22 protein-coding genes are annotated in these 23,526 nt (G+C 43.0%); 5 read left to right on the forward strand and 17 right to left on the reverse strand.

What is annotated here, in order from left to right; all coding sequences use genetic code 11:
* Positions 1 to 26: 26 nt before the first annotated feature.
* The 7 genes from bamA to NFI81_RS16405 form a co-directional block, all read right to left on the reverse strand.
* A complete protein-coding gene (gene bamA / locus NFI81_RS16375; RefSeq protein WP_234611372.1) occupies positions 27 to 2,627 on the reverse strand; it encodes an outer membrane protein assembly factor BamA in 2,601 nt (866 codons plus the stop codon).
* Between the two features lie 6 nt (positions 2,628 to 2,633).
* Positions 2,634 to 3,386: an undecaprenyl pyrophosphate synthase gene (gene uppS, locus NFI81_RS16380; protein WP_234611371.1), complete on the reverse strand. Its 753-nt coding sequence runs from the start codon at positions 3,384 to 3,386 to the stop codon at positions 2,634 to 2,636.
* 319 nt (positions 3,387 to 3,705) lie between these two features.
* Positions 3,706 to 4,488: a LytR/AlgR family response regulator transcription factor gene (locus tag NFI81_RS16385; RefSeq protein WP_234611370.1), complete on the reverse strand. Its 783-nt coding sequence runs from the start codon at positions 4,486 to 4,488 to the stop codon at positions 3,706 to 3,708.
* Complete coding sequence (locus tag NFI81_RS16390) at positions 4,472 to 5,920, reverse strand: histidine kinase (protein ID WP_234611369.1); 1,449 nt, start codon at positions 5,918 to 5,920, stop codon at positions 4,472 to 4,474. The genes NFI81_RS16385 and NFI81_RS16390 overlap by 17 nt, the downstream gene beginning before the upstream one ends.
* Positions 5,921 to 5,941: 21 nt before the next feature.
* On the reverse strand, positions 5,942 to 6,604 hold the full coding sequence (locus tag NFI81_RS16395; protein WP_234611368.1) for a hypothetical protein: 663 nt from the start codon (positions 6,602 to 6,604) through the stop codon (positions 5,942 to 5,944).
* Between the two features lie 32 nt (positions 6,605 to 6,636).
* A complete protein-coding gene (locus tag NFI81_RS16400; RefSeq protein WP_234611367.1) occupies positions 6,637 to 8,796 on the reverse strand; it encodes a TonB-dependent receptor in 2,160 nt (719 codons plus the stop codon).
* Positions 8,797 to 8,925: 129 nt separating this feature from the next.
* Positions 8,926 to 9,561: a 3-keto-disaccharide hydrolase gene (locus NFI81_RS16405; protein ID WP_234611366.1), complete on the reverse strand. Its 636-nt coding sequence runs from the start codon at positions 9,559 to 9,561 to the stop codon at positions 8,926 to 8,928.
* A 95-nt stretch (positions 9,562 to 9,656) separates the two neighbouring features.
* On the opposite strand from NFI81_RS16405, the gene NFI81_RS16410 reads away from it, so the two are divergent.
* Positions 9,657 to 10,166 carry a fasciclin domain-containing protein gene (locus NFI81_RS16410; RefSeq protein ID WP_234611365.1) on the forward strand — a complete coding sequence of 170 codons (510 nt, stop codon included), beginning with the start codon at positions 9,657 to 9,659 and terminating at the stop codon, positions 10,164 to 10,166.
* 71 nt (positions 10,167 to 10,237) lie between these two features.
* Here the strand turns inward: NFI81_RS16410 and NFI81_RS16415 are convergent, their stop codons facing one another.
* On the reverse strand, positions 10,238 to 10,657 hold the full coding sequence (locus tag NFI81_RS16415) for a nucleoside-diphosphate kinase (protein ID WP_082216986.1): 420 nt from the start codon (positions 10,655 to 10,657) through the stop codon (positions 10,238 to 10,240).
* A gap of 202 nt (positions 10,658 to 10,859) precedes the next feature.
* On the opposite strand from NFI81_RS16415, the gene NFI81_RS16420 reads away from it, so the two are divergent.
* The 4 genes from NFI81_RS16420 (at position 10,860) to NFI81_RS16435 (ending at position 14,435) form a co-directional block, all read left to right on the forward strand.
* The gene (locus tag NFI81_RS16420) at positions 10,860 to 11,894 is read left to right on the forward strand and encodes a DHH family phosphoesterase (RefSeq protein ID WP_234611364.1); all 1,035 of its coding nucleotides are present in this window, start codon (positions 10,860 to 10,862) and stop codon (positions 11,892 to 11,894) included.
* A 55-nt stretch (positions 11,895 to 11,949) separates the two neighbouring features.
* The gene (locus NFI81_RS16425) at positions 11,950 to 12,849 is read left to right on the forward strand and encodes an FKBP-type peptidyl-prolyl cis-trans isomerase (protein ID WP_234611363.1); all 900 of its coding nucleotides are present in this window, start codon (positions 11,950 to 11,952) and stop codon (positions 12,847 to 12,849) included.
* An 86-nt stretch (positions 12,850 to 12,935) separates the two neighbouring features.
* Entirely contained in the window at positions 12,936 to 13,511 is a 576-nt protein-coding gene (locus NFI81_RS16430) for a non-canonical purine NTP diphosphatase (RefSeq protein ID WP_234611362.1), read from the forward strand.
* A 30-nt stretch (positions 13,512 to 13,541) separates the two neighbouring features.
* Entirely contained in the window at positions 13,542 to 14,435 is an 894-nt protein-coding gene (locus tag NFI81_RS16435; RefSeq protein ID WP_234611361.1) for a polyphosphate kinase 2 family protein, read from the forward strand.
* A gap of 67 nt (positions 14,436 to 14,502) precedes the next feature.
* Here NFI81_RS16435 and NFI81_RS16440 read toward each other — a convergent pair whose 3' ends face one another.
* The 9 genes from NFI81_RS16440 to rpsD all read right to left on the reverse strand — a co-directional run bounded on the left by NFI81_RS16440 (position 14,503) and on the right by rpsD (position 23,446).
* Positions 14,503 to 15,456 carry a DUF8428 domain-containing protein gene (locus tag NFI81_RS16440; protein ID WP_234611360.1) on the reverse strand — a complete coding sequence of 318 codons (954 nt, stop codon included), beginning with the start codon at positions 15,454 to 15,456 and terminating at the stop codon, positions 14,503 to 14,505.
* Between the two features lie 325 nt (positions 15,457 to 15,781).
* Entirely contained in the window at positions 15,782 to 16,309 is a 528-nt protein-coding gene (locus tag NFI81_RS16445; protein ID WP_254410595.1) for a hypothetical protein, read from the reverse strand.
* 177 nt (positions 16,310 to 16,486) lie between these two features.
* The gene (gene gpmI / locus NFI81_RS16450; protein WP_234611358.1) at positions 16,487 to 18,019 is read right to left on the reverse strand and encodes a 2,3-bisphosphoglycerate-independent phosphoglycerate mutase; all 1,533 of its coding nucleotides are present in this window, start codon (positions 18,017 to 18,019) and stop codon (positions 16,487 to 16,489) included.
* Positions 18,020 to 18,063: 44 nt separating this feature from the next.
* Positions 18,064 to 18,396 carry an FtsB family cell division protein gene (locus NFI81_RS16455; RefSeq protein ID WP_082216993.1) on the reverse strand — a complete coding sequence of 111 codons (333 nt, stop codon included), beginning with the start codon at positions 18,394 to 18,396 and terminating at the stop codon, positions 18,064 to 18,066.
* 58 nt (positions 18,397 to 18,454) lie between these two features.
* Complete coding sequence (eno, locus tag NFI81_RS16460; protein WP_234607825.1) at positions 18,455 to 19,726, reverse strand: phosphopyruvate hydratase; 1,272 nt, start codon at positions 19,724 to 19,726, stop codon at positions 18,455 to 18,457.
* Between the two features lie 91 nt (positions 19,727 to 19,817).
* On the reverse strand, positions 19,818 to 20,921 hold the full coding sequence (carA, locus tag NFI81_RS16465) for a glutamine-hydrolyzing carbamoyl-phosphate synthase small subunit (protein ID WP_234611357.1): 1,104 nt from the start codon (positions 20,919 to 20,921) through the stop codon (positions 19,818 to 19,820).
* 152 nt (positions 20,922 to 21,073) lie between these two features.
* Complete coding sequence (gene rplQ, locus NFI81_RS16470; RefSeq protein WP_234611356.1) at positions 21,074 to 21,655, reverse strand: 50S ribosomal protein L17; 582 nt, start codon at positions 21,653 to 21,655, stop codon at positions 21,074 to 21,076.
* Positions 21,656 to 21,727: 72 nt separating this feature from the next.
* Complete coding sequence (locus tag NFI81_RS16475) at positions 21,728 to 22,717, reverse strand: DNA-directed RNA polymerase subunit alpha (RefSeq protein ID WP_026631251.1); 990 nt, start codon at positions 22,715 to 22,717, stop codon at positions 21,728 to 21,730.
* A gap of 123 nt (positions 22,718 to 22,840) precedes the next feature.
* Positions 22,841 to 23,446 (reverse strand): 30S ribosomal protein S4, encoded by a 606-nt coding sequence (gene rpsD / locus NFI81_RS16480; protein WP_026631250.1) that lies wholly within the window; start codon positions 23,444 to 23,446, stop codon positions 22,841 to 22,843.
* Positions 23,447 to 23,526: the final 80 nt, after the last annotated feature.

Here is a 23,526-nt window from a genome sequence, read left to right on the forward strand (position 1 = left end):
TCTTAACGAAACAACAGTCAAATATATTATCTGATTTGCTGTCCAATCGTAAAATGGAATTGTGGTCCGCTTCGTTTAGCTTCTCCCTGTATTTTATCAAATCCATATCCCCAGTCGATACCCAGAAGTCCGAATGCAGGCATAAAAATACGGGCACCAACTCCGGCTGAGCGTTTCAGATCAAAAGGATTAAATTCCTTATATGTTCCCCAGTTGTTACCGCCCTCTGCAAAGCCTAATATAAATATGGTTGCCTGCGGGTTCAATGAAACCGGGTAGCGAAGCTCCATTACATACTTATTATACACAATCCCACCGCCTGATGCCGGATAACCCTGCTCATTCTGCGGTCCAACCTTCTGATCCTGGTAACCACGCAGACCGATAATGTCCTGGTCAGCAAGAGAGAATGAACCTTGACCTGCCAGACCAGAACCACCCACGATAAAGCGGCCGAATGGGCTGTAACCCACTTTGTCTCCATATGCTCCCAGGAAACCCATGTGCGTACGTGCGCTCAATACAAGTTTGCCGGTAATGGTTGCATAATAGCTGGCATCGAACATCCATTTGTGATATTCTACCCAACGATATGTGTCCGTTTTGTCTGTAAAGTCCTTTTTTCTAAAAGCTGAATAAGGAGGTGTAAATGTTCCGCTCAGTGAAATATTACTGCCGTTTCGGGGAAATTGGAAATCACTAAGTGTATTCCGAGAAATCGTTGTATTGAACGAAATATTGTTTGATACACCATTACTATATCCTATCCTAAAAATGTCCAATTCATCCAATCTGTATCGCTGATAAGATAGCGAATGCGTCATCACAAGATTACGATCCGGTTCTTTAAGACGACGGCCAAGTGATAACGTAATCCCGTTATTAAAATACCCACCTCGGTAGCTCAGACCTCCGCCACCTTGTCCCACATTATTATAAAAAGAAGTAGGATCCGTCATACGGTAAACTGTGCGCTGCAACGAAACACCGAAGTTGATTGGTTTTTTTCCGCCCAACCAGGGTTCGCTGAATGATAGCGAGTAGGTTTGATACTGCTTTCCGTTTGCCTGGAAACGCAGGGACAGTTTTTGTCCGTCACCGGAAGGCAATGGCCTCCAAGTTTCGCGGTTTGGAATATTTTTCAATGAGAAGTTATTGAATACCAAACCAAGTGTTCCTACGAAACCAATGTATCCACCCCATCCACCGGATAATTCGATCTGGTCAGAAGGTTTTTCTTCCACGGTGTATTCGATATCCACCGTTCCGTCCTGCTGGTTAGGGATCGGGTTGATCTGGATCTTTTCAGGGTCGAAGTAACCCATTTGGGATAACTGACGCTGCGTGTTGATGATCTCTGTCTTGCTGAACTTCTGTCCTGGCAATGTGAAAAGCTCCCTTAATACCACGCGGTCACTCGTTTTGGTGTTCCCGTTCAGCAAAATCCGGTTGATCGTTGCCTGCTTTCCTTCGAACATCCTTAATTCAACGTCGATAGAATCGCCTTCAACGGCTTTTTCCGTAGGCTCAATGCGGAAATACAGATAACCGTCATCCATATAAATGGAGCTAACGTCCGCACCCGGGATACCATTGATCTTTTTGTCAAGTTCTTCCGGGTTGTAAACATCGCCTTTTTTGACACCCAAACGCTCACCGAGATAAGCCGAAGTGTATAGGTAATTGCCAGACCAGGTAATGTCGCGATAGTAATATTTAGTCCCCTCGTCGATCTTCATGACAATGCTGATCGTTTCGTCACCATTCTTGATGGAGTCAAATTCGATCGTTGCATCGCGGTAACCGTTTTTACGATAATATGCGACCAGTTTTTCTTTGTCTTCGTCGTATTTTTTAGGAATGTATTTGGATGGGTTGAAAAGGCGGCCAATTCTTTTTTGCTTGGTGCCTTTCATTTTGCGTTTGAGGATTTTATCGCTCACCGCCGTATTTCCCTGAATGTCTATTTTCTCGATCTTAACCTTCTTACCTTTTGTAATGGTAAAGTTAAGCGTAGCTTGTCCACGCGTTGAATCCGGGATTTGCAACACCTTTACTTTTGTGTTGTAAAACCCTTTATCCATATAATATTTCTTGATAACGAGCTGGGTGTTTTTAATTACCGTTGGCGTAATAACACGTCCTTTGATCAATTTCACCTTATCATTCAATGTTTCACGCTCGCCCTTGCGAATGCCTGAGAAGGAAACCTTATAAAGACGTGGACGCTCCTTGATATGAATGTTCAGCCAGATTTTTTCTCCCTCCACTTTCGTTGCCATGATCTCCACGTCGTTCAACGTTCCGAAATCCATCATTCTTCTGATGGAAGACGGGATTGCAGGTCCCGGAACGCGGATTTTATCACCTGGCTTTAACCCGGAGATCGAAACCATGGAATTGGGGTCCAGAAACTGGGTTCCGGAAACGGTTACTTCTGCAATTGTAAATTCCTTTGGATTAGCGGGGTCGATTCCCAAGTTGGCGGCTGCAGATGCAGGTTTTGAACCCGCAGCTCCTAGTCCGATCTTTTGTGCATTCGCTGAAAAACACCAGCAAAGCAAGATCAACGCTAAAATACTTTTAAGGTGTGCTAATGATTTATTCAAATTTTTCACAAGGTTCATATTATTCTACTTAGCACTATTCGCTTTTATTTGTTCACCGGTTTTGCCAAAACGACGCTCTCTGTTTTGAAAGGCGGCAATCGCTTCGTATAAATGTTCCCGCCTGAAATCAGGCCAGAAAAGGTTTTCGTAAAAATACAATTCGGCGTAGGCAAGCTGCCACAAGAGGAAATTGCTGATCCTGTGATCACCACCTGTACGTAACATCAGATCTACTTCCGGACGGTTTTGGGTCGCCAGTTTCGCTGCCAGCATTTCCTCATTGATCTCCTCAGTCGTAATAATTCCCTTTTTTACATCTTCCGCAATCTTCCTCGCAGCCTGGGTAATGTCCCATTTCCCACTGTAACCAAGGGCCAGAATCAGGTTAAGGCCTGTGTTGTCTTTTGTTGCCGCAACAGCATCCGCTAATGTATTGCGGCAGCTTCTTGGCAAACTTTCCGTATCTCCTATCGTGTCCAGCTTCACATTGTTTTTGAGCATAGTAGGCAGCTCATTGCTGATCGACTGGACTAATAATTCCATCAGAGCCCTTACTTCAAACTCAGGACGGGCCCAGTTTTCGGTGGAAAATGCATAGAGTGTCAAAAACCCGACACCAAGTTCTGCACAACCTTCGGTTACTTCCCTAACGGCCTTAATCGCATTGCGATGGCCGAAAATGCGCGCTGCTCCCTGGTTTTGGGCCCATCTTCCGTTACCATCCATGATAACGGCTATGTGCTTTGGCAGATTGCCCGTATCAATGAGCTCCTTCATTATTCCTGACCCCTTTAACCTTTTTTAACAAAAACAAAATGAACTACAAACGAGGATCTTTTCAATTCAGACCGAATTTTAAATCTCTCCGCTTTTTAAAGGGATCACTTTGTACATCACGATACGCAGGATTGCAGGAATCTGTGTCGAAAACTAAAAAAATATTAGTCTTAGCGGCATTTCAATTATCTACAAACCTTCTGATGAACAGCTGATTAACCTCAAAAATAGTAATGGAATTTAAAATCAGGGCGCAATTTAGGAATAAGTATGGCCTCTTCAAAATCAATATTTCCGGTCACCGGACGTAGTAACCCGATTAATTATCAAGAAGATGGCGGATTACGTCGCCATATGTGCTGCCGCTCGTGAGCTGGGATGCCTTGCGGTCGCGCATGATAATGACATACTTGCTGTTGAAATGCTTCTGGATTTCTTTGATGTGATGGGAATTAACGATCCCGGCGCGGCTGATGCGCAGATATTGCTTGGGAAGCTTCTCTTCCAGGGACGTCAGGGTGTAACTGAGCAGATATTTTTGTCCGTCCAATGTGTTCAAAAAGACGTATTTTTCCTCCGCCTCGAAGTGAGTGATTTCTGTCAAAGGAATGAGCAGGATCCTGTCTCCTGATTTCACGGACAGTGAAAAAATTTCCTTTTTAGGCTTCATTTCCTCCAATAACTTAAGGAGATTTTCGGAATACGGATTTACACCGCCTATTCCATTCGTGCCGGCTTTGGTAATGTTGCGGATCTTTTCAATGGTTTTAATGAGCCGCTCGTTTTCTACAGGCTTCAAAAGATAATCCACAGAGTTTTCTTCAAAAGCCCGGATCGCATATTGATCATAGGCCGTTGAAAATATTACCAAGGGCATTTTTGTCAATTTGGCGAGCATTTCAAAACCGTTCAGCAGCGGCATTTCAATGTCCAGAAATATAATGTCCGGATTGTATTTATCAATTTCAACCAAACCTTCCGCACCATTTCTTGCTTCGGACACGATCGAAAACACGTCGCTATGCTTTTCCAGAAGCCTGCGAAGGCGGCTCAGTGCTAGCGGTTCGTCGTCTATGAGTATCGTTTTAAGTGGGAATTGCATGGTTATATTGGTCGTTTTTTACAATAGCAGATTTTTGGATGGAAATATTGACCGACTTCCGCGGCTCATTATGCAGTTCGAGGCGTGCTTCTTCCCCATACAGCAGCTTCAATTTATCCTGAATGCTGCGTATGCCATACCCTGCGCCCATTGTGTCCGGGAATGCAGGCCCGTTGTCATGCACACACAAATGCAGCCAGTCGTTTTCCTCATAAATTTTAACCACAATTTGCCCTTGATCGGCCATTTTGGAAACGCCGTGCTTGATCGCGTTCTCGACAATGGGCTGCAAGATAAATTTTGGGACTTGTAATTCTTTCAATGTCGGATCGGTAACCTCGACTGTAAACCGGAGCCGCTCGCCAAACCTCACTTTTTCGACCTGCAAATAGGTGGCAACCATTTCCAGTTCGTTTTCAATGGTGTCGAAATAGTCGTTGGTTTTTCTTCCTGTGGTGTATCTGAAGAGTTTTGAGAGCAGCAGCGTCATTTCCTCTGCTTTGTCGGGATCTTCATGTACGAGGCTGGCAATGCTATTTAATGAATTGTATAAAAAATGGGGGTTTATACGCGCCTGCAATGCGTCCAGCTCTGCGCGGGTTTTTAGCTTTTCCAGGTTAAGCAACTGATATTCCTGATCTGAAATTTTCCTGGAAATCTGCTTTCCTTCGCGGCTGAGGAAGTAAAAAATATTCGCAACAATGATCGGGCCCCACATGTACCAATACCAGGGCGCATTCTGAGCGGCTTCATTGGGATAGAGGTTTCTGTAATTATCAACCAATGTCACCCCGAAAAAGAAATAAATGACGATACTCATCAAATTATTCATAATGAGCACTATCACCGATAAGATGAGGTGTTTAACAATTGTTCGGCTGATAAAAACGTCGAGCCAGATTGTGATCCCCTGGGTGAGCAAAATGGTAAATACGCCCGCTACAACGTTCTGAGAAATCAGATATTGATATAGCTTGATCCTGACAGGCTCATCCGTGAAATAAATTTCAGCTGTAAAGTAAGAGATCGCATTAATCCCGTATAAAATGGTGGCTCCCAGGATAATGGCGATCAATGTTCCGATCCAGCCCTGGTTTTGAATGATGCCAATGAGGTTGAAATCCCGCCAGTTGAACGACTTTTCCTGCGAAGTAAAACTGAAATTGGCGCCCTCCACTTTTGCCCCTGAGAGATCAACGTCGGTGAGGCTGCTAAAACTTAGGTCTGCATTGCGTAGATCTGAGTTCCGGAATGTGGTCCTGTCCAGTGCGGAAAACCGAAGCTTTGCATTCCGCAGATTGGCTCCATCAAAATTAATGTCTTTCAGGCTCGAAAAGCTGAAATCAGCGTTTTCCAGGTCCATATTACTAAAATCCCTTCCATCCAGCGATGAAGCCGTCATCCGCAGGCGCTTCGTTCCCTTGTCATCCATATCCTTAACTATAACGCATTTTTACTGATTAGTTTGGGCGAGCATCCACTCCGTTTCGGCTTTTCCCCAGTCGGGATGAATGTTGGTTTCGGGTTTAAATGCCGCAAATTTTTGTGTTGCCTTTTCCAGTAATGGTTTCGCCGGTTTTTTGCCTCCACCAAATTCCTCGGGAGTAAAAAACACGCTGGACGCTTCCAAATAATATATTCTTGGATTCTCAGCGTTGATTTTTTTGGCAGACGCTAAGTGTTCCGCAAACTTCGCGCCGTCCGCTTCCCACCGGTTCTGGGGGTCGGCAGCCAGGTGTATTTGAGATTGAAAGGCTTGCATAACCGATATTTCATCATTTGGCTTCCCTGCGATCGTCTCCGCATCCTTTAATAAGGCGGCCGCTTTCTCCAGATACTTGTCTTTTTCTTCCAGACTGGTGCCAACAAAACCGAGAATTACATTGCTATATCCCGCATAATACTTTGGAAGCCACTCTTTCGGCTCTGCAGCGGCAATGCGTTCAAACTGGTTGGCGATGTCCTGCAATGCCTTCGCGTCGGGCTTTGCCTTGTCCAAACCATTTAAAGCTTGAATGCTGGCCGTCATCGCCTGCGTGTATTTTTCATTTTGGGCTAAAACCATGCACGCGGAAAACGCGAGTGCAAGAGCAGTGAAAATGGTTCTTTTCATCATTGCAGAGATTTAAGTTGATTGCTTTTTTTTGTTTAAATGTCATCTTTTGAAACCTTGGCCTTTTTGGAAAGCATGATCTGCATGCCTACAAAGAAATTCCTGTAACTCTGCGGGCCAACTGCGTAACGCGTCTTGCCATCGGGCGTATAGCGATAGGTAAACACATTCTTTGTATTCAAGATATTGTCAACTGAGGCGTAGAATATGACCAGGTTACCAAACACATTTTGCAGTTTGCTGGCCTGAATGTTCACATTATGGACAGGCGCTGTTTTATCTCCCAGGAAATGCTCGTTGTTTGGATTGTAATAGGGCCTGCCACTCGTGAAAGCATAAGTCATGCTCACATTGGTAGTGATTTTTTCAAACCACTTTTTCGTGATCAGGCTGATGTTGTGATTGGAGATGAATGTGGGTGTGGTGGATTCTTCAAATTGCTGGAAAAGCCTTTTGGAATCCACAAAACTATATGTGACCCAGTAATCGAAGTTTTTGATCGTTTTTTGGTCCCGCCAGAAAAAATCGAAACCGCGTGCGTATCCTTTTCCGGCATTGTTGGTTTCACCCCACGGAAAGCGGTAAGGGTCGGCGTCGAACTTTTGGCCGGTAAACTCGCGCACGAGTTGCGCGTAATTTTTGTAAAATGCCTCAAAACGGAATGTGCGCTGGTTTTTACAGATCTGGTAATTGAGTATTAAATGATCGGCGCGCTCGTAATCCAGGTTTTTGTTGGTGTAAAGATATTTGTAATCGGGATTTTGGTAAAATTGCCCTGCTGCCAACGAGACTTGGCTGTACTTCCCTGTTTTGTAAGCAAATGATAACCTCGGAGCCAGATTGTAGTCTTTAAGGAGCGATGAATATTCGGTCCTGAGTCCAATGCGGCCGGCAAGTTCTCTGGTAATGTAAATTTCAGATTCAACAAATGCGGCTGTGTAACGATCTTTAAGGTCATAGGATTGGCCGTCAAAACCATTCTTTAAGCGGATTGCGTGCGCTTCGGCACCGAAAAGAATCGTATTATTTCCGGAAAGAAGCCTTGAAAGAACGATTCTGGCTTGTGTCCTTTCATCAAAGCGGTCAAAATTGAAAGCGTCCAATGTTGTGTTATCATTATTCCGGCTGTAAGAAAAACCGGAGTTCAGCGACCAGCGTCCTTCTTTCCACGAATCGTTATAAGTGCTGGTAACGAAGGAATTTTTGTTTTCAAGATCCAGCTTCGTTTTCCCCGACTCGCTGGCAGGATCCCGGGAATTCATGCTTAGCTGACTGTCCGAATACATTCCATAGACTTTCAGGACACCATTTTTAGTCGGTTTAAGGCGGTATGTTAATGAAGATCCTTTGAATTCGGGTTCCTGCAACCAATCCACATTCTGTTTTACGAGAGAAAAAAGTGGTTTAAGATTACCATAATAAGCGACAGCGGAAATGCTTTGGTTTTTGGTCGCATAATCGTAGTTAAGCCCTGCATTGGCCAGGTTTAAGCTGATTCCCAAACCATTGTTACTGACCTTATCTGTGGTGTTAAGAAGCAAAACAGACGAGAGTGCCTGTCCATACTGAGCAGAATAACCGCCCGTGCTAAACGAAGTGCCTTTGAACATGAAAGGATTAAACCTGCCGCGCGACTGCACATCGGGCAAGGAGCTAAAAAACGGGTTCTGGACGATCATCCCATCAATCACAACTTTGGTTTCCTGGCCGGAGCCGCCCCTCACGAAAAGCCCTTCCTGCTCTCCTACGCGCTGGGCGCCGGGAAGAAACTGCATTGCCCCCGTAATGTCGGCTGCGGCACCTGCGGTGGTTACAATGTCAAGTGGCTTCAACATGGCCATCCGTTTTTCGTCGGATGCTTCAAATGCACCGGCAGTGATCACCACCGTGTTCAGTTCATTGGCTAACTCTTCCAGCTTGACAGACAGGTCCGTTGCGTTTTCCCTTACGCCTATTTTAGTTTCAAATGCTTCATATCCAACATAAGTTGCTGCAAGTGTAGCTGTGTCTTTTTCCGTCGTTTGAAAGCTGAAAAGGCCGTTCGCGTCTGTGGTTGTTCCGTCGTAAGTTCCTTTTAAAAATACATTGGCTCCTGGCAAAGCATTGCCTTTTTTATCAGTAATCTTCCCGCTTACCGTATTCTGCGAATAGGCAAGCGGGGAGATTAGTAGCAGGAGATAATAAAAAAGCTTCATGGCTAATAGCATTTGTGTTCCTTGTTGACACAAATCTATCAGCCGTGAAGCCCTATGTTAAGTGAATTCCGACGAACTGCTTATTTCGAATGTATGAACACCGTTTCGGCCGGAATGAAAAAATGAAGATTAAAGCTCTTCAATGGTGATATTTTTCCAACGCACTTTAATTCCGCCGCCATCGTGGATTTGCAGCGCAATGGATCCTTCTCCCGCGCCGATTTTAGCATCCGTGAAATCAACCATTTGATTACCATTCAGATAGGTTTTGACATTGTCGCCCTGCGCGCGGATTCTCAATGTGTTCCATTCGCCCATTTTCAGGAAACCTTCTTTTTCATCAGGGATCTGCACAAGCCAGTTACGGCCATAAGATTCGTAAATGCCACCCGTGTCATGGTTTGGTGGTGCAACTTCAACCTGCCAACCTGAAACCTTCGTGCCGTCCACCGTGGAGCGGAAAAATACGCCGCTGTTGCCGTTTGCCTCTTGCTTGAATTGCAATGAGAGATCGAAATTCTTGTAAAACTTGTCTGTCGTTAAATAGCCATATTTCTTGTCAGGGCCACTTTCGCAGATCAATTCGCCGTTTTCCACATACCATTTTTCTGTTCCGTTGACCTTCCAGCCGGTCAGATCCTTCCCGTTAAATAACTTTACCGGTTTTTTTAACGGACTGGGAACGGGTGCTTTAAAAACTAAAAATGCAGAGTTGAGCAACAAAATGGCCGCAGAAAGCACTGCCAGTTGTCTAAGTTTTAACATAATGGATTGGGGGTTAGGATGAAAAAAATTACATTAAGAATTCGGTCAAAATACATTTTCCATTAGTTTTACGGAAATTAACCAATTGGAAAGCTATGAAAAAAAACCGTTTTGTAGGGCCTTATGTGGCATTTTTTTTACTTGCAGTGTTGTCTTCGGGAGTAATTATTTCCTGCAAAGAAAAGAATGAAGACATAGTAAAGCGCAAAACGATTACAGAGGTCATTATGGAAAACGAGCGTTTCAGTATCCTGAAAGATATCATGATACACGCTGAGATGACCGATGCATTGCGTACAGGAGAAATAACTTTTTTCGCCCCGGATAACAGTGCTTTTGGCAAAGCAAATATTTTCGCTTCAAGCGTAATTACTGGATTACCAGCAGATTCTGCGAGGAAATTGATTAATAATCACATTATTGGTAAAAAGAGACTTGAATACAAAGACCTTTTAGTGGCAAAAGAAAAGTCACTGACGGGAAAAGAGCTGAGCCTGACAAAGACAGACAGCATTTTCGCCGTTAACAAAGCCGATATCATTTTACCGGATATAAGCGCTGCCAATGGCGTTATCCACATTATCGACAGCCTGGCTGTTCGATGAAACAATAGTATCAAAAAATAAAGCGGCCCGGTTGAACATTCAACCGGGCCGCTTTATTTTAACGTTAATGCTTAGAATTGCTCGATATGGGCAAAGAAGAAGCTTCCTTCTATTTCAGCGTTTTCGTCAGAATCCGAACCGTGGATTGCGTTGGCCTCAATGGATTTTGCAAATAATTTACGGATTGTGCCTTCGTCCGCATTTGCAGGGTTAGTAGCACCAATCAGCGTACGGAAATCTGTAACTGCGTTGTCCTTCTCCAGAATCATCGGAACGATCGGGCCGGAAGACATATATTTACATAAATCATTGTAGAAAGGGCGCTCTTTATGCACTGCATAAAATTCTCCGGCGCGTTCCGGGGTAAGCTGCGTTTTTTTCAAGGCTACAATCCGGAACCCGGCCTCCTCGATCATTTTGATAATTGCTCCCGAATTGCCATCCTGAACGGCATCCGGCTTAATCATTGTGAATGTTCTATTCGTTGGCATACTATTGGCTAAAATTTATTTGCTGCAAAACTACAATTTTTCATTTTATATCCTTGCTCCTTTCATCCTATCATGGTGTGTAGCCTTAAAACATAGCCTGATAACCAGCCTTTACGGCATTATATTGAGCAAATCCCAACAGTTTTATTAATTTTGTGGGCTCAACGCAAAGCAATTTTTCTTCTTTCCGAATTAAGTAACTGTGAATCAAACTGTTGAAGAGCTTAGCTCTTTTTTATCCCATCCACAAAAAATCATCATTACGATGCATCGTGACCCCGACGCAGATGCGCTGGGATCATCATTAGGCTGGGCAAGTTATTTAATTAAAAAAGGACACGAAGTTACGGTCATCAGTCCAACTGATTATACCGCCAATTTACGCTGGCTAGCTGGTATTGAGCACGTTCTGGTTTATGAAAAGCAGGCGGATCAGGTTAAATGCAAGAACAAAATTGCGCAAGCCACATTGATATGCTGCCTCGATTTTTCAGCGCTTTCCCGGCTTAAAGATTTGGGAAAAGTGGTTGAAGAAGCCCCTGCACCCAAGCTCATGGTGGATCACCACCTTGAACCTGAGCATTTTGCGAAATGGATGGTTTGGGATACCTACGCCGCTGCTACTGCCCAGCTGATTTACAAACTGATCAAGGAACTGGAAGGAAATTCGCCTGTTACTGAAATATTCGACATTCCGATGGCTGAATGTCTGTACGCCGGCATTATGACGGATACGGGTTCATTCCGACATGGCAATGTTACTCCGGAGGTTCATTTGGCCGTTGCCGATTTAATGTTGACCGGCTTCGATTCCAGCCGCGTTCACAGACTGATCTACGACAATGCACCGCTGTCGCGCTTGCAGTTTTTAGGTTACGTACTTTCTCAAAAATTAGTCGTCCTGCCCCAGTACAGAACTGCATACATGGTTTTGACCGAAGCGGAATTGCAAAAATTCAATTCCAGCACGGGAGAAACCGAAGGAATCGTGAATTACGGGCTGCAGGTTGAAAATGTAGTCATGTCGGCCATGTTTATCGAAAGAAAGGGCGAGGTAAAAATTTCATTCCGCTCGGTTGGAACATTCTCTGTAAGAGATCTTGCAAGCACTTACTTTAACGGCGGAGGACATAAGAATGCATCGGGTGGAAGATCAGAACAATCAGTGAGTGAAACAGTTGCAACTTTTTTAAATATTCTCCCCGGATACCAACAAGAACTTTTAAACGTTGATTAGTCTTAAATTTTTACTTCAAAAATCACATCATAATCTTTCCAATTAACACAATCCAATGAATTTAAAAACAATCGGTTATGCAATGGGCGTAACTATTCTAGCAGCCGCTTGCAACCAACATAAGACGCAGGTTACTGAATCCGGCCTGAAATACCAGATTTTCGAACATGAAGATGATGCAAGAAAAGCTAAGTTGGGAGACATTATGACGTTCCATTTTGTTTTGAAAAACGGCACTGATTCCACGCTTCGCGATACATATAAAGAAGGTGCGCCGCAAAAGATGGTTTTGCAGACCCCTCAATACAAAGGCAGCTTTGAAGAAGGTCTTGCTTTACTTGCAAGTGGTGACAGCGCAAAGATTTCAATCAATGCAGATACAATGTTCGCGAAAATCGGTCAACCAATGCCTCCTATGATCAAAAAAGGCTCTGATCTTAATTTTACCGTGAAAGTGGTGAGCGTACTTACTTCTGAGGAATTCCAAAAGCAACTTTCCGAGGCAGGCACTAAGCAAAAAGCGATCGACGCAAAAGTAATTGAAGATTATCTAGCTAAGAATAACCTGAAAGCGAAAGCGCAGAAAACAGCATCCGGTTTAACTTACGTTGATGATGTAGTTGGAACGGGCGAAAGTCCGAAGGCGGGTGACAATGTGAAAGTTCACTATACAGGAAAGCTTTTGGATGGTAAAGTATTTGACAGCTCGAAAAACGGTGGCAGACCGCCAATCGATTTTCAGGTTGGTGTAGGCATGGTTATCCCGGGCTGGGAAGAAGGCATTATGCTGATGAAAAAAGGCGGAAAGCGCACTTTGATTATCCCATCCGGACTTGCTTATGGAGCCGAAGGATCGCCGGGAGCTATTCCTGCAAACTCGGTCCTGTTATTTGATGTAGAACTGATCGATTTTGGAAAAGCGCCGGCGCAACAACCTGGTCCTCCAACGAGATAATTAAATAGAAATGAATTAAAACGGCTGCTTCACAAGAGTGGCCGTTTTTTTGTGTAAAATGCATTTTGAATAAATATATGATTAGCATGAAACTTTGCTTCGCCACCAATAATCTTCATAAGTTGAAGGAAATCCAGGCATTACTTGGTGACCAGTTTGAGCTTGTTACCCTAAGCGATATCGGCTGCGAAACGGACATTCCAGAGCCATTTGAAACGATCGCTGAGAATTCTGCCGCTAAGGCGAAATTTGTCTGGGATCATTATGGCATCAATTGCTTTGCTGATGATACAGGCCTGGAAGTAACCTCACTTCATGGTGAGCCTGGCGTCTATTCTGCACGCTATGCCGGGCCTCAGCGAAACTCAGATGATAACATTGATCTTCTGCTGAGCAATCTGGCTAGTGAGAATGATCGCTCCGCGCGATTCCTGACCGTGATTACATTGGTCATTGATGGGAAATATCAACAGTTTCAGGGAACTGTTGAAGGGCACATTATCCACGAGAAAAGAGGCAGTAATGGCTTTGGTTATGATCCCGTTTTTATGCCTGACGGTTTAACACGGACATTTGCCGAAATGACACTGGAAGAAAAATCTTCGCTGAGCCACAGGGCACGCGCATTCGCCGGGCTGGCTGGATTTTTGAAACAATTGTAATGTATAAACTTCATTTTAAACAGCATTCGTATGCCGGATTTCAATTCAGACGAATATCGCGTTGATGGAACGCAGAAATTTCAGATCAAAAAGGCGAAAACGCGCTTCAAGGATATTTATAAGGATAAAGAAGAATATGAAACAATGCAAGCTGAATCAGCGAAAGAGCTGGATGTGCTGCAAAGCATGATGTATGCCCACAATCGATATGGGTTACTGGTCATTTTTCAAGCTATGGATGCAGCAGGTAAAGACGGGACGATCAAACACGTGCTCGCAGGCGTGAATCCGGTAGGAGTGAAAATACATTCATTTAAAAGGCCTACCGAAACTGAACTCGAACACGATTATCTATGGCGGAGTAATCTGGTGCTTCCGCAGCGCGGGACGATTACGATCTTTAATCGCAGCTATTACGAGGAAGTTCTTGTTGCCAAAGTGAATCCAGAAATCGTAACGAGCTCTCAGCGATTACCGGCTGAACTTACCGCAGACATGGATAAGTTATGGAAACACAGATATTCCGATATCAGAAATCTTGAAAAATATCTTTACAGAAACGGCATCCGGGTGATTAAATTTTTCCTGAATGTGTCGAAAGAAGAACAAGCTTCCCGTTTGATCGAACGAATCGAAGATCCTTCAAAAAACTGGAAATTCGAAGAGCAGGATGTGAAAGTGCGCGGACAGTGGGACGAGTATATGCAGGCTTATGAAGATTGCATCAATAACACAGCGACAAAGAAAGCACCCTGGTACGTCATGCCAGCAGATGATAAAAAGAATTTGCGATTGACAGTGTCAAAGATCATTGTGGAAGAACTTAAAAAGATGGATATGGCGTATCCTGAGTCGGGGCCCGAACGCTCGGAGGAATTACATCATTTTATTGATGTGATCAATGCACAAAATTCAGCAGGTTAAGCGCAAAAAAGGCGGCTGAAATGAATCAGCCGCCTTTGATAGTTATGCATGGTGTGAAGTCGAATCCTTATTTCTTGATAGTGAAGTTTCCACCACCAATTTTATATCCTTCTGCATACAGTTCCACATTGTATTTACCTGGACGGAACTGTGAGCTATTGTCATACAACAATTCTACTTTCTGGTTGTTGTTTTGGTAAGCAACAGACTCACGTGTTGTGAATTTAGATGGAGCTCCATCCACTTCGAATTCTCCTGATCCAGTTGCATCATCCGATACAACCGCTCCTTCGGGGTCAAGCACACGAACATAAATGTCCTTTGATTCTTGTGCTGTCAATTCGTTTTCTGGAAGATTGAACACCATTTTAATTTTGTCAACACGACTTGCTTTGTACTCTTCTTTATCCTTAACCTTACCTCTTGAATTAACAGTAAGTATTTTAAGGTTCTGCGCTTTCAATGAAGCAGCTTTTGTTACTTTATCGCTAAGCTCTTTGTTAGCAGCAGTGAATGTTACAACAGAGTCAGTGAGTTCAGCCTGACGTTGTACCAATTTCTCACGCTCGCTAGTCAAACTTCCTACGTGTGTGCTCAAAGAATCGTTTGAAGCTACCAAATGCTCGTTTTCAAGTTTTAATTGAGCAATTACTTCGTCCTTCTCAACCAGGAATTTTTCGTATTCCTTGATCTTGCCTAAGTATTTGTTAGTTTCAACTTTTTTGCTTCTGCTGAAAGCCAATTTGTCCGCTTCCAGTTTTTCCTTAACCTTCGTCAATTCTGTTACGTCACCACCTAGTTTTTCAATTTCAGCGATTTTCGCGTCCAGAACAGTTGAAATAGAGTCTAATTTAGTTTTGGTTACAGCCAGTTCTCTAGCTTTTTCAACCACCATTGTTTCCTGTTGTGTCAACTCATTTTTTTGAGTAGTAAACAAGTAGCCAAACATGGCCGTTGCAAGTCCAAGGACAACAACCATTGCCCAGGCGATACTTTGCTTATTTTTCTGTTCTTGTTCCATTGAATTTGAGAATTTATTAATATGATTTAGTTTACATGTTGACAGGTTAAAAGTTACCCCGGGTCTACATGGATTTGTTTTTTAAGCCTCTAATTCTGTGCCGAATCGCCAATGCCGGGTTATTCGGGATTTTCTAATCTTATAATTTTATATAAATAATACTAAAAAAGAGGCCTGGTAAGTAGCCAAGCCTCTTTTTGAAATATATTTTTAAACGGAGAAAATTAGCGCTGAACGGCTGTATGAAGGAGGCTAATTGAAAAATTGGGTAATGTTTACCCAAAGTATGGTGTAACAGTACAACCAAACATTATTTCAAAACCCGCTATAATCCTATTTTCGCGGAAATATTGAAAGACTTGCGGTTTGTGAACAAAAGCTTTTGATAACCTTTCACGGTATAGGCCGAAACTTCCAGCATATTATTTCGTCGGTTTGCCATCAATTCAATTGTTTTCTCAGAACTATATATCCTGTTTTCAGACCGTAGGATCGCTTTTACCAACACAGGTTGCTGGGTTGCGCTGTCCACCTTGATCATTAAATAACGCACTGGCAGATTCTCTCCATCCTTGATTTTGTATTCATAAATAGCCGAATCATTTTTGATTACCGAGTAGCTGTTACGATATGCAGGCTTATTAATGTCGGCTTGCGCAAATAACTCCAGTTCCTTTTTCCAATCTGTTTCGATTTCCGCGCGTACTTCCTTTTTTCCATCAAGCTGGACCGTTTTGGCCACCTTTGGCTTTTTTTCATTCAGGTAAACTATCTGATTTTCGACGAAACCTTTAAGATCATAGTAAGCCTTCTTTTCGTTGGGATCGGTTTCAGCTTCCCTGCAAGCGCTCAATGTAAGTAAGCATATGAGGATAACAATAAGGTTACATTTAATAAATACGGTACGGTTGAAAGGCTGTTTTGAAGTGAAACGCATTGGTAATGTTGACTTTATCGGCAGAAGATCTAAAATAAAAACAGAGAGCCCAATGGACTCTCCGGTAAAGAACATCATTGTACCAGGTTTAGTTTATAGGATACTAATTCCTGTCATTTCCTCTGGCTTAGAAATTCCCATCAATTCGAGAATTGTGGGAGCGATATCAGCCAGCTTTCCATCTTTTATTGGATTCTGATAATTATTATCGACCAGCACACACGGCACCAGGTTCAATGAATGGGCCGTATTGGGCGAGCCATCGTCATTCAGCATATAGTCTGAATTTCCGTGATCGGCAATGATAATGGATGAATAACCATGATTCAAGCCGGTTGTAACGACTGCCTGCACACATTGATCAACGGTTTCACAGGCCTTAACTGCCGCCTCAAACACGCCTGTATGGCCCACCATATCCGGGTTGGCAAAATTGAGACAAACGAAATCCACCTCTTCTTTTTCCAACTCAGGCACAATCGAATCCCTGATTCCGAATGCAGACATTTCAGGTTGCAAATCATACGTAGCGACCTTCGGCGATTGGCAAAGCAAGCGGCTTTCGCCTTCAAATGGCTTTTCACGCCCGCCCGAGAAAAAGAATGTGACGTGCGGATATTTTTCAGTTTCAGCAATGCGGATCTGTTTTTTACCCGCCGCTTCAAGCACTTCTCCTAATGTATTGTTGAGATTATCTTTATCAAAAATCACATCTACACCTTTGAATGTATCATCATAATTGGTCATTGTGATGTATCTCAGATTTAGCTTGTGCATGTTTTGCTCATGAAAATCCTGCTGCGTCAGCACTTCGGTGATTTCTCGGCCCCTGTCCGTCCGGAAGTTGAAACACAATACAACGTCGCCGTCTTCAATGACAGCGATTGGTGTTCCGTCCGGATTGGTAGCAACGATAGGCAGGATAAATTCGTCCGTCACACCGGTTTCGTACGAATCTTTAATGGCTTTAAGCACATCACCGGATGGAACATGAGCACCTTCGCCGTGCACCATTGCATCGTATGCAAGCTTCACACGCTCCCAACGCTTATCACGATCCATGGCATAATAGCGACCCGTCACGCTCGCAATGCGTCCCGTTGTTTGATCTAATGTTTGTTGAAGCTCTGTCAAAAAGCCTAATCCACTTTTCGGGTCGCAGTCACGACCGTCTGTAAATGCATGTACAAAGACGTTTGTCAAACCTCTATCCGCAGCGATTTTGACGAGTCCCTTTAAATGATCAATGTGTGAGTGAACACCTCCATCGGAAACCAGACCAATAAAATGCACTTTTTTATTATTTGTTTTCGCAAAATCCAAAGCACTGGTCAGCACAGGTTCGTTACCCAATGTGCCTTCGGTAACGGCCAGATTGATCTTCACCAAATCCTGGTAAACCACACGTCCTGCTCCGAGATTGGTATGCCCTACTTCTGAATTTCCCATCTGTCCGTCAGGAAGTCCGACAGCCAGGCCGCTGGCAGCAAGTTTGCTGTGCGGGTATTTTTGCATAATGCTGTCGTAAAAAGGAGTGTTGGCAGCTAAAACAGCGGAACGGCTTTCCTCGCCTGATTTGGCAATGCCCCAGCCGTCCATGATTATAAGAATTACTTTTTTGCTCAAAGTCTTAAAAATTAAATATTAATACGCAATGATCGATGGCCAGCTCATTCGCTTTTCTTGCCTTCGACCGGTTGATTTTTCTCGTCAACGATTACATATACTTCCTCATTGGGCTTCCGCATCATGAAATTCTCGCGAGCCCATTTTTCGAGCATTTTTGGATTTCCAAAAACCTCATTCCGCTCTTTCTTAACTTCCTTGATCTTTCCCAACAAAATTCCCTTTTCATGTTCCAGCTCTTTCATTTTCATCCGGTTAGAGATGACGATTCGCATGTTGTTATTATCAAGAAACAGGATCCAGACAAACCAAGCCAGGAATGTGGCGATGTAGAAATTTTTAAGCGTCTGGAAAGACCAGAATGATCCTTTTTTCATAAGGGAAGCGAGTGTATACAAAAACCGGAGCATTAAGCTCCGGTTTCGATTATCAATATCAGAATTTCAATCCTGGGAAGTAAGCGTTTTCTCCCAGTTCTTCTTCAATCCGAAGCAGCTGGTTGTATTTTGCCATACGGTCAGAGCGCGAAGCAGAACCAGTTTTGATTTGTCCTGTGTTCAATGCAACTGCCAAGTCAGCGATTGTAGAATCTTCTGTTTCACCTGAACGGTGAGACATAATGCTCTTATAGCTATTGCGTTTTGCAAGATTAACTGTGTCTATTGTCTCAGTCAATGAACCGATCTGGTTCACTTTTACAAGCACGGCATTCGCAATTTGTGATTCGATTCCCTGTTGCAGACGGGTTACGTTTGTTACGAACAAATCGTCACCTACAAGTTGGATTTTCTTTCCCACAGATTGAGTAAGCGTTGCCCATCCAGCCCAGTCGTCTTCGTCCATTCCATCTTCGATAGAAATGATTGGATATTTAGCAACCCATTGCGTCCAGTAGTCAGCCATTTCATCAGAGCTTAACTTGCGTCCGTCTGACTTTTTGAAGTGGTAAAATCCGTCTTCGTAGAATTCGGAAACGGCAGCATCCATTGCGATAAAGATATCTTCGCCTGGCTTGTAACCTGCTTTCTCAATCGCCTGAATTACGATTTCGATCGCTTCTTCATTGGATTTAATGTTAGGAGCAAAACCACCTTCATCACCTACGTTAGTAGAATATCCTTTGCTTTTCAAAACAGTTTTCAATGTATGGAAAACCTCAACACCCATTCTCAATGACTGAGAAAATGTATCCGCCTTCGCAGGCATGATCATAAATTCCTGGAAATCGATAGAATTATCCGCGTGGCTACCACCATTCAGGATATTCATCATTGGAACCGGCAATGTGTTTGCGTTTGTTCCGCCCACGTAACGATATAGGGGAAGATTGGCTTCCTGAGCCGCAGCTTTCGCAGCAGCAAGAGATACACCCAAAATTGCGTTCGCTCCTAACTTTGCTTTGTTAGGTGTTCCGTCCAATTCCAGCATGATTTTATCAATCAGATTTTGCTCAAATACTGAACAACCGATCAATTCAGGGAAAATGATATCGTTGACATTCTCAACGGCTTTCAGAACTCCTTTTCCTACGTAAACACTTTTATCGTCATCACGAAGTTCAACGGCCTCATGCTTTCCGGTAGAAGCGCCAGACGGAACAGCAGCACGTCCTAAATAGCCATTTTCAGTACGAATATCTACTTCTATTGTTGGGTTTCCTCTTGAATCCAGAATTTGTCTTGCATGTACTGATTGAATCGTACTCATTTGCAGCTTGTGGTTTTGATTTAAAATAGAATTTTTTAACGGTACAAAATAACACAAAAAATCCTCTGCATTACAGAGGATTTCGATATTTTCAGCTCGCTCTTAACAATTTAATAAATTCATCAAACAGATATCGCGAATCGTGCGGACCTGGTGACGCCTCAGGGTGATACTGAACTGAGAAAGCCGGATAGTCCTTCCTGCGAATTCCTTCAATCGTTTTATCATTCAAATTCACGTGCGTGATTTCGATATCGGGATGGCTTTCAATTTCATCCGGATCTACTGCAAACCCATGATTTTGGGAAGTAATTTCGCAGAATCCAGTAATTAGATTTTTCACCGGATGGTTCAGCCCACGGTGGCCGTGGTGCATTTTATAAGTATTAATTCCGCTTGACAATGCTAGTAACTGATGGCCCAAACAGATTCCGAAAAGCGGTTTGCTCGTCTTGATCATTTGATTCACATTCTCAACTGCGTAAAGCATTGCAGCCGGATCACCTGGTCCGTTGGATATAAAGAATCCATCAGGTTGCCAGGCCATAACTTCTTCAAACGGTGTTTTTGCAGGGAAAACTTTACAATAACACCCGCGTGATGTCAGATTTTTCAGAATGCTTTTCTTAATTCCATAATCCATTACAGCGATTCTCCATTGACTTGCAGATTCCTCGCCAACGAAGTAAGCATTCTCCGTAGTTACTTCGGAAGACAATTCAAGGCCATCCATGGAAGGGATTTTTTTCAATTCTTCCATGAGCTCCTTTTCATCCAGGATTTCTGAGGAAATGATCGCATTCATTACGCCGCGCTGCCTCACGTGGCGCACGATGTGTCTTGTATCCACATTGCTCACGCCAACAATGTTGGCTCTTTCAAAATATTCCTGCAATGAGAAATCAGCTGTATATCTGGAATAGATGGGCGAAAATGTGTTACAAACCATCCCCCGGATCTTTACCGACGCGGATTCTTCCTCATCTTCCAGCTGAACTCCGTAATTACCAATGTGTGAATTGGTATTAACAATGATTTGACCGTAATAAGAAGGATCAGTGTAAATTTCCTGATACCCGGTCATGCCTGTGTTAAAACAAATTTCTCCGCCGGTGGTCCCGCTTATCCCCAAAGCGAGTCCCTTGTATGCCGTTCCATCTTCAAGTAATAACAGAGCTTGCTTTTTTTGACCCATTTTATTGCTAAATCTATTGTTGCCTACTATTATTTTGAGCGAAATGCTCGGTGTTTTTAAACTGCGGTGCAAAACTATAAAATTTTACCCATAAAAAAGGGTTAAACGAAACGTTCAACCCTTTTCCATATATTCTTAATGATTATCCAAAATTATTCCTTTTCAGTAGTCGATTCTGGTGACTCATTGTTTTCAGCAGCCTCATCATTGGTTGCAGGTGCTTCGTCAGCAACTGGTTCCGCCTCAGCAACTACCGGATGATCTTCTTTCTTAACAGGTGCCGCGGCTGCAACTCCCGTTTCATCTTTTTTCGCTCCACCTCTTCTGCTACGTCTTGTTTTTGCAGGTTTGTCTGCATTAGCAAGAAGCAATGCGTCATTGAAATCTACAAGTTCAATCAGTGCAGTTTCAGCAGCATCACCAAGTCTGCTTCCAAGTTTAATGATCCTAGTGTAACCACCTGGACGAGAAGCGATTTTATCCGAAACAACTCCGAAAAGTTCTTTTGTCGATTCTTTATCATTCAGATAAGAAAAAACAACCCTTCTGTTGTGGGTAGAATCTTCTTTGGCGCGCGTTAGCAAAGGTTCAACATATTTACGCAGTTCCTTAGCCTTAGCAAGTGTTGTTTCAATTCTCTTGTGGATAATCAAAGAAGAAGCCATATTTGATAGCATCGCCTTGCGGTGAGATGCTGTTCTTCCTAAGTGATTACCTTTCTTACCGTGTCTCATTGTTTTGTTGTTTAGTTGCTTCGAGCGGCGGCTAGCGCGCTACAGAATACAGACTTATTATGGAATTATTTATCAATCTTCGTCCAAACGATATTTGGCAACGTCCATTCCAAATGTGAGTTGTTTATCAGCTACAAGCTGTTCCAACTCAGTAAGAGATTTTTTACCAAAATTACGGAATTTCATCATGTCTGAAATTTCCAGCCTAACCAAATCACCAAGTGATTTAACGTCAGCTGATTTCAAACAGTTGTATGCACGTACAGAAAGATCCAGCTCAGACAATGAAGTCTTAAGCAGTTTTCTCATACGTAACATTTCTTCATCCACTTGATTATCCTCTTCTGCTTTCTGCTTCTCAAACGTCATTGTTTGATCAGAGAATAGCATAAAGTGTTGAATCAAAATGTTTGCAGCCCCTTTTAACGCATCTTCCGGATGGATAGAACCATCTGTCTGAATGTCGATCAAAAGACGCTCATAATCTGTACGTTGTTCTACACGTGTATTTTCAACACTGTATTTAACGTTTTTAATTGGCGTATAAATAGAATCCACCGCGATGTATCCAAATGGCAATTCGTTTGCACGTGGCTCATCAGCAGGGACATATCCTCTTCCTTTGTCCAAAAGAAGTTCCATTTCGAACTCTTTCTGGTCATCAATATGGCATATAACCTGATCCGGGTTTAAAACTTCAAATGCATTGGTAAACTTGCCAATGTCTCCCGCTGTGATAACGGATACATTTTTAAGGTTGACAACGATTCTGCTTTCGTTCAGATCAGAAACTTTTTTAAAACGAACCATTTTAAGGTTCAGGATGATTTCTGTTACATCCTCAACTATACCTTCGATAGAAGAAAATTCATGAAGAACACCAGGGAACTTCACGCTCGTGATGGCATAACCTTCCAAAGATGAAAGAAGTATTCTACGTAATGCATTACCAATGGTTACGCCGTATCCTTTCTCTAAAGGCTTAAACTCAAACAACCCGTGAAAGTCGTCTGCTTTTTCCATGACGACCTTATCAGGCATTTGGAAAGCTAATATTGACATAGTCCTTGCTCCTTTTATAGTAGTAAATGATAGTTGATCACGCTACCGTTACCTTTGCGATCGCAAAATTGCCGTTAACGGCTAAAAGCACGCCTGGTAAACAGGCGTGCAGTAATATGAAGATTATTTAGAATACAACTCAACGATAAGTTGTTCGTTGATGTTTTCAGGAATTTGTTCACGTTCCGGGAACGTTACGAATTTACCTGTCAATTGCTGACCATCCCACTCTAACCAGTTGAATCCTTTTGAGCTGTGACCAGCAAGGCTTTCAGAAACTGATTCAAGAGACTTAGATTTCTCACGCACTGTAACGATCTGTCCAGGACGCAGAGAATAAGAAGGAATGTTTACAATTTCACCATCAACAAGTATATGTTTGTGGGAAACAAGCTGACGAGCAGCCCGTCTGGTTGGAGCGATGCCCAAGCGGTAAACTGTATTATCAAGACGAGCTTCGCAGTATTTCAATAGGTTTTCACCAGTAATACCTTCTTTAACCGAAGCCTTTTCAAATAGATTACGGAATTGCCTTTCAAGAATACCATAAATGAATTTCACCTTCTGCTTTTCCATCAATTGTAAAGCATACTCTGATTTCTTAGAGCGGCGACCCTTTCCATGAACTCCTGGAGGGTAATTTTTCTTTGCAAGCGCTTTGCTCGGGCCCATGATGGGTTCTCCGTAACGTCTTGCAATTTTCGATTTGGGACCTGTATAACGTGCCATTAAAAACTTTTTATTTTACTTAAATTATTTGAAAACCATTCTGTAACCCCAGTGTCCAAATTACGAATGGGCATTATATT

The sequence above is a fragment of the Dyadobacter fanqingshengii genome (assembly GCF_023822005.2).
In the GTDB taxonomy this organism is placed as follows: domain Bacteria; phylum Bacteroidota; class Bacteroidia; order Cytophagales; family Spirosomataceae; genus Dyadobacter; species Dyadobacter fanqingshengii.

What these genes read in the sequence shown, in the direction of transcription:
- NFI81_RS16405 (WP_234611366.1), bottom strand. Translation starts at nt 9,561, where the DNA reads ATGTTAAAACTTAGACAACTGGCAGTGCTTTCTGCGGCCATTTTGTTG.
- NFI81_RS16425 (WP_234611363.1), top strand. Translation starts at nt 11,950, where the DNA reads ATGAATTTAAAAACAATCGGTTATGCAATGGGCGTAACTATTCTAGCA.
- eno (WP_234607825.1), bottom strand. Translation starts at nt 19,726, where the DNA reads ATGAGTACGATTCAATCAGTACATGCAAGACAAATTCTGGATTCAAGA.
- rpsD (WP_026631250.1), bottom strand. Translation starts at nt 23,446, where the DNA reads ATGGCACGTTATACAGGTCCCAAATCGAAAATTGCAAGACGTTACGGA.
- uppS (WP_234611371.1), bottom strand. Translation starts at nt 3,386, where the DNA reads ATGAAGGAGCTCATTGATACGGGCAATCTGCCAAAGCACATAGCCGTT.
- NFI81_RS16400 (WP_234611367.1), bottom strand. Translation starts at nt 8,796, where the DNA reads ATGAAGCTTTTTTATTATCTCCTGCTACTAATCTCCCCGCTTGCCTAT.
- NFI81_RS16455 (WP_082216993.1), bottom strand. Translation starts at nt 18,396, where the DNA reads ATGAAAAAAGGATCATTCTGGTCTTTCCAGACGCTTAAAAATTTCTAC.
- NFI81_RS16415 (WP_082216986.1), bottom strand. Translation starts at nt 10,657, where the DNA reads ATGCCAACGAATAGAACATTCACAATGATTAAGCCGGATGCCGTTCAG.
- NFI81_RS16385 (WP_234611370.1), bottom strand. Translation starts at nt 4,488, where the DNA reads ATGCAATTCCCACTTAAAACGATACTCATAGACGACGAACCGCTAGCA.
- NFI81_RS16410 (WP_234611365.1), top strand. Translation starts at nt 9,657, where the DNA reads ATGAAAAAAAACCGTTTTGTAGGGCCTTATGTGGCATTTTTTTTACTT.
- carA (WP_234611357.1), bottom strand. Translation starts at nt 20,921, where the DNA reads ATGGGTCAAAAAAAGCAAGCTCTGTTATTACTTGAAGATGGAACGGCA.
- NFI81_RS16475 (WP_026631251.1), bottom strand. Translation starts at nt 22,717, where the DNA reads ATGTCAATATTAGCTTTCCAAATGCCTGATAAGGTCGTCATGGAAAAA.
- NFI81_RS16430 (WP_234611362.1), top strand. Translation starts at nt 12,936, where the DNA reads ATGAAACTTTGCTTCGCCACCAATAATCTTCATAAGTTGAAGGAAATC.
- NFI81_RS16390 (WP_234611369.1), bottom strand. Translation starts at nt 5,920, where the DNA reads ATGGATGACAAGGGAACGAAGCGCCTGCGGATGACGGCTTCATCGCTG.
- NFI81_RS16435 (WP_234611361.1), top strand. Translation starts at nt 13,542, where the DNA reads ATGCCGGATTTCAATTCAGACGAATATCGCGTTGATGGAACGCAGAAA.
- bamA (WP_234611372.1), bottom strand. Translation starts at nt 2,627, where the DNA reads ATGAACCTTGTGAAAAATTTGAATAAATCATTAGCACACCTTAAAAGT.
- rplQ (WP_234611356.1), bottom strand. Translation starts at nt 21,655, where the DNA reads ATGAGACACGGTAAGAAAGGTAATCACTTAGGAAGAACAGCATCTCAC.
- NFI81_RS16440 (WP_234611360.1), bottom strand. Translation starts at nt 15,456, where the DNA reads ATGGAACAAGAACAGAAAAATAAGCAAAGTATCGCCTGGGCAATGGTT.
- NFI81_RS16395 (WP_234611368.1), bottom strand. Translation starts at nt 6,604, where the DNA reads ATGATGAAAAGAACCATTTTCACTGCTCTTGCACTCGCGTTTTCCGCG.